The sequence below is a fragment of the Caldisericum insulae genome, assembly GCF_047785965.1.
Taxonomy (GTDB): domain Bacteria; phylum Caldisericota; class Caldisericia; order Caldisericales; family Caldisericaceae; genus Caldisericum; species Caldisericum exile_A.
Genome location: NZ_JBLOBF010000002.1, coordinates 80920 through 93867 on the forward strand (window position 1 = coordinate 80920; position 12948 = coordinate 93867).

The following is a 12948-nucleotide window of genomic DNA, read 5'->3' on the forward strand; positions in this document are numbered from 1 at the left end:
GAGAAAATGGAAAGATTATTAAAAGAAAAAGATGTAGAGTACATTAAAGACTTATTCGAAAAGAACTTGAAGGACGAAGTAACACTAACATTGTTTCTTGAAACTAATGGACCAAAAGTAACTAAATTTAACGAACAATACCTTCCTTATACGGAAGAAATCGCAAAAGAAGTTGCCGAACTTTCTCCTAAAATAAAGTTAAATATCTACAAAGATAATGAAGAAAAAGAAAAGGAATATGGAGTAAAGGCAATATCAGCACTATTTATTGAGGGTCCAAAGACAAACAAGAATATAGTTTACTATGGAATACCTTCGGGACACGAATTCTCTTCTCTCTTAGAGGATATAATTGATGTCTCAAAAGGTGAAACAGAACTCCCTGTTGATATTAAAGAAAAGGTAAGAAAAATTTCGAGCTCCGTTGAAATTCTAGTATTCGTGACTCCAACTTGTCCATATTGCCCAAGAGCAGTAAGAACAGCTCATCAGTTTGCACTCGAAAATCCCAACATTATTGGTGCAATGGTTGAAGCAAATGAATTTCCAGATTGGTCAAACGAATTCAATGTCTATGCAGTTCCAAAGATAGTTATAAATGGTGGTAAGGCAGAATTTGAAGGAGCACTTCCAGAAGATGCATTCCTCCAGTCTGTTTACGAAGCCCTTGGAATAAAGCTAATATAAAAAGCAATTTATTTACTATCTAAAAAAGCCCCCTATTGGGGGCTTCAAAAATTTCAAAAGACTAATTAGATCAAAAGCGAAAGGATCGCCTTTTGAATATGGAGCCTATTTTCTGCTTGGTCAAAGACAACAGAATGAGGACCATCAATAACTTCGTCAGTTATCTCTTCACCACGATGAGCAGGTAAACAATGCATTACAATAACATCATCTTTTGCATGAGTTAGAATACTTTCATTTATCTGATATGGCTTCATAATTTGAACCCTTTTTTCATGTTCAGCTTCTTGTCCCATAGAGGCCCATACATCTGTATATACAACATCTGCATCTTTCACAGCAAAAGTTGGGTCATTTGTTATCTCGACTTTAGCTCCGGACTTCTTTGAAAAGTTAAGTGCAATATCAACAACCTCTTTAGCTGGTTCAAAACCCTTTGGGCTTGCAACTGAAACATTAACACCAAGAATGCTTCCACCTATCAAAAGCGAATTTGCAACATTGTTCCCATCACCTAGATAAGCAAGTTTTATTCCCTCTAATTTGCCTTTTTTCTCCTTTATTGTAAGAAAATCTCCAAGAGCTTGACATGGATGAGAAAAATCTGAGAGTGCATTTATAACTGGAACTTTAGAATATTCTGCTAATTCTTCAAGAGTTTTCTGAGCAAAAACTCTAGCCACTATCCCTTGTACCATCCTTCCCATAACTCTTGCTGTATCAGGGACTGTTTCGCCTCTTACAAGTTGTAAATTTGAGGTTTCAAGAATCAATGGAAAAGCTCCTAGTTCGTGAATTGCAACCGCAAAGGAAATTCTTGTACGTGTTGAAGGTTTTTCAAATAACACTGCGACTGTTTTTCCCTCAAGGAGTTTTTCTTTTTTCCCTGCGTAGTAATCAACCTTTAATTTTTCTCCTTGAAATATAAACTCCTCAAGCTCTTCTTTTGTAAAATCCTTTAAACAAAGCAAAGATCTTCCTTTAAGATTCTTTGACATATTAACCTCCAAACTTTTCAGTCAAAATATCTTTTAAGTCAGGCTTCCCAATCTCTTGCAATTCATATCTAACCCTTACTGCTGGTTTGTTTATTTTAATTACCCTTCTCAGATCAATTGGAGTGCCAATTACAACTACATCAGCAGGAATTGAGTTAATAGTCTGCTCAAGTTCTCTAATCTGAACATCACTATAACCCATAGCAGGTAATACATCTTTTGTTTGGCTGTATTTCTCATAAGTCGACTTTATTGAACCCACAGCATAAGGAACTGGCGAGATTATTTCGCTTGCACCAAGCTTTCTTGCAGCAATATAACCTGCCCCATAGCTCATTTCACCATGTGTTAATGTTGGGCCATCTTCAACCACAACAACCTTCTTCCCTCTCACAATTTCGCCATTATCAACAAATATAGGTGATGCTGCATCAATGATAACTGCATTAGGATTTACCTCCCTTGCATGGTTTCTTACAAGCTCAATCGATTCAAAATCTGCAGTATCTTCTTTGTTAATTACAATAACATCTGCAATTCTAAAGTTAGTTTCACCTGGATGATATGTGAGCTCGTGTCCCGCACGTAATGGATCTGCAACAACAATTCTAAGATCTGATCTATAGAATGGGAAATCATTATTTCCACCATCCCAAACAATTATATCTGCTTCTTTTTCTGCTTCTCGTAATATCTTTTCGTAGTCAACACCTGAATATATTACTGCACCTAAATCGATATGAGGCTCATATTCTTCACGCTCTTCAATAGTACATTTATATCGATCAAGATCCTCATATGTTGCAAAACGTTGAACTGCCTGTTCTACAAGATTTCCATAGGGCATCGGATGCCTAATCGAGACAACCTTTTTGCCCATCTCACGGAGGATTCTAACTACTTTTCTTGTTGTTTGGCTCTTTCCTGAACCAGTACGAACCGCACAAACAGAAACAACTGGCTTAGTTGACTTCACCATTGTTGCCTCAGGTCCCATTAGCCAGAAATCTGCTCCGTTCGCTAGTGCAATTGAAGCCTTATGCATAACATATTCGTGTGGCACATCGCTATAAGCAAATACTACTCTATGAACATTTAACTCCTTAATTAGCTTAGGAAGATCAGATTCAGGATAAATAGGAATACCATTTGGATAAAGTTCACCTGCAAGTTCCTTTGGGTAAACTCTCCCTTCGATGTTAGGAATCTGTGTTGCGGTAAATGCAACTACTTCATACTCAAGTCTGTTTCTAAAAAAAACATTGAAGTTGTGGAAGTCTCTACCTGCTGCACCCATGATAATTACTCTAACCTTTTCCATAAAACACCCCTTTCTTAAATTTCTCTTAAAAATTTCATTTTTGCTCCTTATTATACAAGATTTCTTCAATTTTTGCTTTAATTTCTTCTTGCCTATTGTTAAAATTTAGGAAAGCAAGTATCAGGGATATGAAAGGCCAAAATAAACTAAAAATGCCTTCTATATACATACTCTTTGAAATGTAATAATATCCAAAGAAGATAAATATGATCCAGCGGAACTTGTTTATTTGCCACAAGATATATGAAATTTTCAAATTAATAAATCTTAGACTTACAAAACCCCAAAGTACATTCAAAATATAAACTGTAGTAATTAGAATGTGCCATTTAACGAAATACATTAATGGAGGTATAAGTATTTCTGTTGCATAAATCGGAAGATTTGCCCATTCACCGCTTCTTCCATCTATGTAAGCTCTGTTTTCTCCTTTAGTATGCTTTTCGATGTTCCACATTTTATACCTCAGAACTTTATGTTGTAAACAAGCAAAAATGCAAGAATTTGCAAAATGTATTTACTTACAACTTCAGGTGGAGTTGTATCTATTTCAATTTCTATAGTCTGAGTAAGTTCTCTAACGGCTTCAACAATCCTTCCAGCTATAACCTCTGAAACAGGCTTTGAAAATGCCTTCTCTTTTCTTATTCTATTAAAGGCAACTGAGTAAATTGCATTCTCATCTTTAAAGTTTTTAAGGAATATATCCTCAAGTAATTCGAGAGAAACTTGTGCAATATCGTTTTTTTCCTGTTCAGGCATTGGCGGAAGACTTGCAAGAGATTGACTTAGGAACTGTCTTATTGCAAGTGAGATCTTTTGGACGTCAGTGACATTTTGTAAGGTTTGTCTCAACGGTTCAACAAGAGAATATGCCTTATAAACAATGAATGTTATGTAGCCAAGATAGCTATCAACATTCAGCAATCGTTTGATTTGTTCCATAGATACAACTCTTATAGCTCTTTCAATTCCACTTTGACCAAGTATTCTTAGCATTTCTTTAGTGATAACATACATCATTTCAAACAAATCATAGCTTTCACCAAATCCAATATAGAGGTTTAAAAGTTTTGCATCATCTCTTGAGATTACCTGACCATGGTTTTGGAAATTCCATACAAGTGCATGCGCCGTTTGAGAAGCGAGAATTACACGTTCTCTTTCGGGCTTATCTTTAAACATGTATCTAAATAAAAAATTGTAAGCATACTGTTCCCCAGTTGTAAGCGCCCTATAACACATATTTACAACGGTAGGATTGATTTGTTGCACAATCGGAACAAGATAACTCATTGCTGTATTCATAGCAATATCTACAGCATCTTCACGTTTAATAGGGACGGTCTGTGCAATATCTTGAGCCATTTTTAATGCAAGCGGAAAGAAGTCTGTTACGAATTTTCCATAAAGTTGCATAAATGGATAGTATCCCTCAAGCGCTGATATGTGAAGATTTTCAATCAAGGGATGTTCCATTTGCATATCGAGAGGACCAATTTCAGATTGAGGTCCCATGATAATTTCATCAGAAGCAAGAGTCATAAGTGTTGCAGCAGATTTAGCAAAAAGAGGGACAACAGCTTTTAACTTCTTGCATTTAGAGCGAACTATATTCATCATTTGATACGCAGGGTGAGGATATCCACCATTTGACAAAATCACCATGTCAATTCGAGTTTCTTCTGGAGGAGTTGTAATTTTATTAAGTTGATCAATAAGATCGAAAACATCATCTCTATCAATTGGCGCTCGCTCGTTATAGACAAGAAAAAGAATATATCTTGTTTCTTTTTGGGGTTTTTCTCCAGTGGGAGGAATAGGTGTATGAAGTGGCAAATTCTCTTTTGTTTCTTCTGTGGCTTTGGACTCTTCCTTTTCTTCACTTTTTTCGGGTGTTTCATTTGCCTCCTTTATCTCTTCTTTCCTTTTTTCTTCTTCGTCCATAAGGACCTCCCTAAATTTATTTAATTTCTAAATTATTATACATACATACTCAAGTTTATACAAATTTTTTTAATTTTTCTTAAAAAATCTTTGCTAAAGTGAATAAATCTGTGGTATAATTAACTAAGGAGGACCACATGAAAATAAGGGAGCAAGCAGTAGCGGGAGCCTTTTACCCGGAAGATAGAGAAGAGTTAAAAAGCATGATTAGAAGGTTCGTAGAAAGCTCTCCACTCGAAGATCTTGATAATATAAAGGCACTAATCGCACCACATGCAGGGTATATCTATTCAGGACCAATTGCAGGCTATAGCTACAAACAACTAATGAATTTGGATTATCTTAAGAATATCAAAGTTATAATAATTGCTCCTTCACACTATGCTTATTTCCATGGGGCTTCTGTAGGTCTTTTTGATGCATACAAAACTCCTTTGGGTTTTGTGAATGTTTCAAAAGATGCACAAAAATTACTTCAACTTGAAGAATTCCATTTTATACTTGACGCACATCTTGAAGAACACAGCATCGAAGTTCAACTTCCTTTCTTGCAATATACCTTGCCACGCTTTGAAATTATTCCTATTCTCTATAGCGAAATTTCAGTAGAGTCGCTTTTAAAAGGTATAATGACCATTTTTGATGAAAATACAATACTTGTTGTTAGTACCGATTTAAGCCATTATTATCCCTATGAAATCGCAATAAAAAAGGATTCACACTGCATTAAGGCAGTTCAAGAACTTAACAACAAATATTTAGCGAATTGTGAGGCATGCGGAAAGACAGGTATTGCAACTGTTATTCACTTCGCAAAGATAAACAATCTGAAAAGCAAAATACTTAAATATGCAACAAGTGGGGATACAGCAGGTCCAAAATCACAAGTAGTAGGTTATTTATCAGCAGTATTTTATGGAGGAATCTCATGAATACAAACGATAAAATCCTCCTTCTAAAACTATCAAGAAAAACAATCGAAACCTATTTGAAGGAGCATAAAAAACTAAAGATTACAAGAGAGGAATATCCAAATGAAGAATTTTGGAAAGATAGAGGTACTTTTGTTACCTTAACAGAAAATGGATCACTTAGAGGTTGCATTGGAACGATATACCCTATAAGGCCACTCATATTGGATGTCATCGAAAATTCAATAAATGCTGCTTTTAAAGATCCTCGCTTTTACCCACTTGACGAGACAGAACTTCCCTATGTCGATATCGAAATATCAATACTAACAGTTCCGGAAAAAATATATTTCAAAGATACAGAAGAGCTATTTGCTAAAGTAATTCCTTTTAAACATGGTGTTATTATAAGAAAAGGATTTTATCAGGCTACATTTTTGCCACAAGTTTGGGAAGAGCTGCCAAATCACAAAGACTTTTTTACCCATCTTTGCTTAAAAGCTGGATTAAACGGCGATTGCTTTAAAGATAAAAATTTAGAAGTTGAAGTTTATACTGTTGATGCTTTTAGCGAAAGAGGAATGGGCCTGAGGTAATCCAGGCCCATAAAAAATCCTAATCTCTTGCCAATTGATATGTATCAGGATCTTCAAAGATAAAACCTAATAAAATTATTATAGACATTGGAATCACACCAAAAGATATAACAGAACTTAAATAACTGTGAGCTAAGGAGCCAATCAATGGAAAAATAGTTCCACCTATATTTGCAAAAATAAGAATGATTCCACTCCCAATACCAGCATTTTCCGCTCCAACTTTACTAAAAGCGCTTGGCAAATGAAGTCCCAAAGGATATATAGGAAAGAGCGCTATACCAAGAATTGTTGAAATAAGTAATAGAGTTGAAAAACCATTTATATAAACACTTAAAATAAGCATTGAAATCACAACAGTAGGAAGCACAATGAAAAATATTTTAACTCTTTTTACCCTATGACTAAAATCGGGAATTGTCATAGCACCAATTAAACAACCAATAATGATAAATGCATTTATGAATGATGCTTTTGTTGGGTCAAGGGCCTTAAAAGCAACATTAAGTTTAGGATACCACCCAGCAAGCCACTTAAACACTCCAATATCAAAGAGAGAAATAAAAGATAGAACAATAAGCGATTTATTTGAAAATACAAGCTTAAAGCCCTCGCTTAAAGGTAACTTTTTGTTTAATTTGCCATTCATAAGTCTATCATCCCAATTTCTGATAACAACGATATATAAAGTAGCAATTAAAAAGGACACAATTGAAGAAACAAAAAGGAATTTATAGAAGCCAATCTTTTCAACAAGAGGATAGGAGATGAAAAAGGCTAAAATTTGCCCTAAAGTAAGAAAAGCTGTAAAATAAGCAGTAGTTTTCGAAGCTTTATCTTTTGAGAAAAGCCTATAAGATAAAGGAGACCAGGAAGTAAAAGCAAAGGTTGCGCTTAAGGCAAAACCAAAATGCGCAACAAGCATTAAAGTAAAATTGTACGAGAAGATTGACCTTAAAACTGTAAAAACACCTAAAAGAATTGACGCAACCGTGGTTGATCTTTTAGGACTTGAATCTCCAAAACTCCCTGCAAAATAAGAAAAAATTACAAGCGAAAAAGGAACAGCCGAAAGCAAAAGCTCAGAAAAAACTGGTTTAACATCCATAGTTTGTTCAATTACAGGCTTTAAAAGCGGAGCCCACATAAACCAGTTAAAGCCAATGAGCATAGTAATGAAACCAAAAAGCACAAAAATCAATACACTTTTCTTATTCTCCATTTTTCCTCCTTCAATTTTAAAATTTTCTTAACATACACTCTTACCTCTTGACAAACAATTCAAAAAATGTATACTATCATCCAAGTAAGTACAGATATTCGCCACCGAATACCTGATACCTACCTCCTTTCTTATTCATGCCAGGGAAGGTGCCCCCATCACCTTCCCATTTTTTATTTGTATTGCGATTTATAGAATTCATAGTAAAGACCCTTTTTCTCAAGTAGCTGCTCATGGGTTCCTTCTTCAACAATTCGTCCTTTGTTTAGTACATAAATTCTATTAACGTGCCTTATAGTCGAAAGTCTATGCGCAATAATTATAGAAGTCCTTCCCTCCATAAGAATCTTTGTACCCTTTTCAATGAGTTCTTCTGTATGTGAATCAATAGAAGATGTTGCCTCATCTAAAATTAAGATTCTTGGATTATGAATAAGAGCTCTTGCAAAAGAAATGAGTTGGCGCTCACCCATCGAAATATTCTTTCCTTCAGTAGATAATTCTGTATATAAGCCGTTGGGTAATCGTTGAATGTAATCATAAATTCCAAGCATATTGCAGACCTTCTCGACATCTTCCACCGAATAGTTATCACCAAGTGTTATATTATCAAGCACAGTTCCTCTGAAGATAAACACATTCTGTAACACCATACCAAGATATCTTCTAAAATTACTTTTACAAGCAAATTTAAGATCGTGATCATCAATCGCAACAGTACCATAAGTTGGATCATAAAAACCAAAAATTAAATTAGCTATGGTTGTTTTGCCTGCCCCTGTAAAACCAACTATTGCAACACTTTCCCCTTTTTCTACCTCAATATTCACACCTTTAAGAACATCGTTAGAATTATCATAAGAAAAGAAAATATTATCTAGAGTTACCTTTCCTTTTACCTCAAATCTTTCGCCACTTTCAAAATTTTCTTCAATTTCATTTCCTTTTATAAACTCATCAATTTTTACCATCGAGGAGATTGCATTTTGCAAAATCGAAAACTTATCAGAAAGATCACCTAATGGCCCGTAGAGATATGAAAGATAACTGGAAAACGAAATTATTGTGCCTATTGTCCCATGTCCTTTTATTGTAAAGATCCCTCCAACAAGCACAAGCAAGAAAATCGAAATATAAGAAGAAATATTAACTGATTGTCTTAATATAACATTTGTAACTTGAGATTTATAAAAGTTATCTCTAAAATCTTTTGCATATCCTCTGAACTTCTCAATTACACCTTTTTCCATATTAAAAATCTGCACTACATTGATCCCAGTTAATACTTCCTGCATATGGATATTCATCTTTGTTAAGGCATCACGCACCTTTTCATATATTCTTTCAACAATATTACCCAAATAAAGGGCAAAGATTACAGCAATCGGCAAGGGTGAAAGGACAATAAGACCGAGTCCTGGGTTTATAAACATAAGAAAACCAACGGCAAGTGTAATAAATAAAAGATCAGCAAACAACGAGACAAGCCCTGCATTTAGAAGATCATTCATATTTTCAACATCATTTGTAATGCGAGTTATTATTTTCCCGGAAGGTTCCTTTGAAAAAGAAGCAATTTTGAATCTTGCTACTGTATAAAACAAATCATGTCTTATATCTTGCATTATTCTTTGTCCTGCATAATTTCCCACATATATTTGTGTTAACTTAAAGATTATATTCGCAATAACAGCAATAAGAACAAAGGCAAGAAAGTTTGTAATGTTTCCGAAATCTTTTGTAGCAATAAGGGTGTCTATAACATTCTTAATAAGATATGGAATAATAGCAGAGGTAATCGAAGAAACAACCATTCCAATAAAGGTAATAAGAAGTAGAACTTTGTATTTTAAAAAATATGGAATAAATCTTTTTATAGATTCTCTTCTCATAAATTAGCCTCAAGAAGTTGTTTTCTGTAAAGATGATAGAAATACCCTTCTTTTGCGATTAGTTCGTTGAATGTACCTTCTTCAATAATTCTTCCATCAACAAGCACAAAAATGCGATCTGCGATAAGAAGGGAGCTCAGCCTCTCAGAAGTCATAATGACTGTAAGTCCATTTTTTATGAAATATTCTTCAAGATTTCTGATAATGTTATTTTCAGTCTTGAAGTCAACGCTTGCAAGGGCATCATCAAGGATAAGATACGGACGTTTAGTCAACAATGCACGTGCTATTGCAATCCTCTGTCTTTCTCCACCAGATAAAGTTATTCCTTGTTCTCCAACTATAGTGTCGAAACCATCTTTAAAAGTCATTATATCATCATAAATACATGCAACTTTTGCAACATTTTCAATTTCATCTCTTGTTGCATCAGGATTGCCAACTTTTATGTTATTGTGTATAGTATCAGAAAACAAGAATCCTTCCTGAGGAACATAAGCAAATATTTTCTTTATGCTCTCAAATGAAATATCGTTAATGTCTACGCCATCGTAATAAATTGAACCTCTTTTTGCGTCAACTATTTTAAGAAGTAAATTTATCAAGGTCGTCTTACCAGATCCGGGTGCACCAGTAATGCCTATTACCTCACCTTTATTTATGTTGAGGCTAATGCCTTTGAGAACTTCAATATTTCCATCAAAGGAGAAGCTCAAATCTTTTATATGTATTCTATCTATGTTGCTAATTAATTTCCCTAATTTCTCTTTTGGCTGATTTAGCACCTCTTCAATTCTTGAAAGGGATGCAGTTGCCCTTTGGTAAAGAGCGATAGAAAATCCTACTGCCATCATCGGCCATGTTAAAGTTTCTATATATTGAAAGAAAGCAGCTATAGTACCCATCCCTACAATGCCCTTAATATATAGAACCCCACCATAAAAGATGAGTATAAGATTTGCTGTATTTATCATGAAGCTTACGATTGGATCAAAAAAGCCGTCGAGTTTTACAAGTCGCATGTTTTCCTTCAAGTACTCCTGATTGACGTTATGAAAAATTCGCGTAAAATATTGCTCTTTAACAAATGCCTTGATAACTCTAATTCCATTAACAAGTTCTCTTACGCGTACGCTCATATCTGCAAATATCATATTGATCCTTTTATAAATTTTGTGAATCTTTGTCCCAAAATTCAAAGCAAGTGGAAAGAGAAATAGAAGAGGAAGACTTACAGCAATTGTAAGTTTAAGATTCATTCGAGCCATAAACACAAATGTAGTTATTCCCAAAACAAATACATCAATAATTGCAAGGAATCCCATAATTAAAAACATTCTAACAGCCTGAGTATCGTTTGTTACTCTCGACATCAAGTCTCCTATTTCGAATTTTTCAAGAACTTTGCGTTTAAAAAAAACAAAATTTTCGAAAATTTTGTTTTTGAGCTCGTAATCAAAACTCAAGACAGCCTTACGAAGTAAGCTTTGGTAAACAAACCTGAGACTAACTATTCCAAAAGCAAGGATAATAATATAGATGGAAAACTTAATAAGATTATTTATATTCTTTTGAGAGATACTGTCAATAGCAAATCTTGTAAATTGTGGAAGATAAACCTGTGCAAAATCAACAATTATTAAAAGAGAAACAATTGCAATGTATCTTAAAAATTCTTTTTTGAAATACTCTTTAAGCGTTTTCATTACTTAAAAATTCTTTTGAAACCTCTTTTCCAAAGCCTAATTCATTAACAGTTACAAATACTATAAAAGAAAATGCAAAGTTAAATAATGCTTGATTTCTAAGAAATGGTAAACCTGCAAGCATACAGCTAATATAACCCGCAATAGTTTTAGGATAAAAATTAAAAACAAAGAAAACAAGGCTGTTCGTAATGAAATAAAAGACAAGCGTACCGACAATCTCCATTATAACAACATTGAGGACTTTCTTACCTCGAAGCATGTATTGAGTTAGTATAACTAACAACCAGCCAAAAATTACGATTACTTCCCATCTAAAATCAAATGGAATATGTAATAAAACATTTAACAATACATCAGAAATAACCACAAGAAGTGGAATTATTGATAATGCAACCTTTTTATCGTAACTAAGTAAAGTAAAAGCAATCAAACTTGATAAAAACTCAACATTTGGAAGCTTAAATGGAATAAGTCTGTAGAACACGGAAACTAATGCAAAAAAAATAAACACTGCGAATTTTAAATTCCTTTTCATGATACCTCCTAAATTATTTTAAGTAATTTCAAAATTAACATTGCAATTTTTACCTCAATATGCTTCGATTTTGAGAATCTTTCAAACACAGATTTATAAGATAAATATCCTGTTTCATTTTGAGAATTTACAACAAATTCGAGAATATGCGGTTTAAAAATAATACTTTTTAATAGCGAAAGCATTGGATAGAATACGCTTGAAAGGATTAACGCATATTTAAATTCCTCAAAGATAGTTGCATTTAATTTTTCAACATAATTTGCGAAAGAAAAGCTTCCTTTATCGAAATTTTCCTTAATTGACTCTGCAAGTAGTTTTGAAGAATAAATGGAATGATAAATACCCGCTGCGTTGAATGGATCAACAATGGAACCAGCCTCGCCAACAAGGACAACTCTTCCTTTGAAGATATTTAAATCCTTATCCCACAGAGAAATGGGATATACTTTTATCTGCGCGGCTGTTTTATCTACAAGATTTGACAAGCCTCTTTTATAATACTTCTTTAAGGATCCTGCACCAACAGATGTAACATTATTTTTATCAAATCTCCATCCATAACCAAGGGAAACATCTCCTAAAAACACGTTTAAACTTTCCCCATAATCGATTTTCGGAATCTCCTTTTCTTCTGCAATTACTATTTTTGATTTTTTGTTAAGACCTGAAAGAACTGAAACAATACTTCCAATACCATCTGCACCTACAAGGAGTTTAGTTTCATAAATATTTTTGTCAGTTTTTACAATAATGTTATTCTTGCTTTCCTCAAACGAAATAAATCTTTCGTTGTAATGGATATTAATACCTCTACGCAGGCTTTCATCAAACTGGCTACGCATAACTCCGTACGCAAAAGGCTCATCAAATTTTGCTGATGCAACAAGTTTTCTTTTATAAAAGACATTGAATAAGTTATAAGAGGTATATGGGAAATTAGTTTTAACACCTTCTGGCAAAATGTCAAAAATTCCCTTTGGAAGTCCTCCTGCACAGGTTTTGTCCCTAAAATGTTCGCCTCTCTCAATAACAAGCGTTTCAATATTATAATTACCCAGAAAATGGGCAAGTGTTGCACCAGCAGGACCACCACCAATTATTATTACATCATGCTTTTCCATATTTCC

General features: G+C 34.0%; 12 protein-coding genes. 3 read left to right on the plus strand and 9 right to left on the minus strand.

From position 1 onward, the window contains the following. The first annotated feature begins 6 nt into the window (after nt 1–6). On the plus strand, nt 7–687 hold the full coding sequence (gene pdo / locus ACMV0E_RS02295) for a protein disulfide oxidoreductase (protein WP_416084761.1): 681 nt from the start codon (nt 7–9) through the stop codon (nt 685–687). 65 nt (nt 688–752) lie between these two features. Here the strand turns inward: pdo and argF are convergent, their stop codons facing one another. From argF to ACMV0E_RS02315, 4 genes are read right to left on the minus strand one after another with little or no spacing between them, the layout of a single operon-like run. After that, nucleotides 753–1685, minus strand: a complete 933-nt coding sequence (gene argF, locus ACMV0E_RS02300; protein WP_416084762.1) for an ornithine carbamoyltransferase — start codon at nt 1683–1685, stop codon at nt 753–755. A gap of 1 nt (nt 1686) precedes the next feature. After that, nucleotides 1687–3006 (minus strand): cyclic 2,3-diphosphoglycerate synthase, encoded by a 1320-nt coding sequence (locus ACMV0E_RS02305; protein ID WP_416084763.1) that lies wholly within the window; start codon nt 3004–3006, stop codon nt 1687–1689. Nucleotides 3007–3040: 34 nt separating this feature from the next. Then, entirely contained in the window at nt 3041–3463 is a 423-nt protein-coding gene (locus tag ACMV0E_RS02310; protein WP_416084764.1) for a hypothetical protein, read from the minus strand. Between the two features lie 8 nt (nt 3464–3471). Beyond that, the gene (locus ACMV0E_RS02315) at nt 3472–4953 is read right to left on the minus strand and encodes an SDH family Clp fold serine proteinase (protein ID WP_416084765.1); all 1482 of its coding nucleotides are present in this window, start codon (nt 4951–4953) and stop codon (nt 3472–3474) included. A gap of 137 nt (nt 4954–5090) precedes the next feature. On the opposite strand from ACMV0E_RS02315, the gene amrB reads away from it, so the two are divergent. Further along, nucleotides 5091–5885 (plus strand): AmmeMemoRadiSam system protein B, encoded by a 795-nt coding sequence (gene amrB / locus ACMV0E_RS02320; protein ID WP_416084766.1) that lies wholly within the window; start codon nt 5091–5093, stop codon nt 5883–5885. After that, entirely contained in the window at nt 5882–6460 is a 579-nt protein-coding gene (amrA, locus tag ACMV0E_RS02325) for an AmmeMemoRadiSam system protein A (protein ID WP_416084767.1), read from the plus strand. The genes amrB and amrA overlap by 4 nt, the downstream gene beginning before the upstream one ends. Before the next feature lie 19 nt (nt 6461–6479). Here the strand turns inward: amrA and ACMV0E_RS02330 are convergent, their stop codons facing one another. The 5 genes from ACMV0E_RS02330 to ACMV0E_RS02350 form a co-directional block, all read right to left on the minus strand. Then, complete coding sequence (locus tag ACMV0E_RS02330; RefSeq protein WP_416084768.1) at nt 6480–7682, minus strand: MFS transporter; 1203 nt, start codon at nt 7680–7682, stop codon at nt 6480–6482. A 173-nt stretch (nt 7683–7855) separates the two neighbouring features. After that, nucleotides 7856–9574: an ABC transporter ATP-binding protein gene (locus tag ACMV0E_RS02335; RefSeq protein ID WP_416084769.1), complete on the minus strand. Its 1719-nt coding sequence runs from the start codon at nt 9572–9574 to the stop codon at nt 7856–7858. Then, on the minus strand, nt 9571–11280 hold the full coding sequence (locus ACMV0E_RS02340) for an ABC transporter ATP-binding protein (protein WP_416084770.1): 1710 nt from the start codon (nt 11278–11280) through the stop codon (nt 9571–9573). Before ACMV0E_RS02340 ends, ACMV0E_RS02335 begins: the two co-directional genes overlap by 4 nt. Beyond that, nucleotides 11267–11818: a DUF6580 family putative transport protein gene (locus ACMV0E_RS02345; protein WP_416084771.1), complete on the minus strand. Its 552-nt coding sequence runs from the start codon at nt 11816–11818 to the stop codon at nt 11267–11269. The genes ACMV0E_RS02340 and ACMV0E_RS02345 overlap by 14 nt, the downstream gene beginning before the upstream one ends. A gap of 8 nt (nt 11819–11826) precedes the next feature. Continuing rightward, a complete protein-coding gene (locus tag ACMV0E_RS02350; protein ID WP_416084772.1) occupies nt 11827–12942 on the minus strand; it encodes an FAD-dependent monooxygenase in 1116 nt (371 codons plus the stop codon). Between the last annotated feature and the right edge of the window lie 6 nt (nt 12943–12948).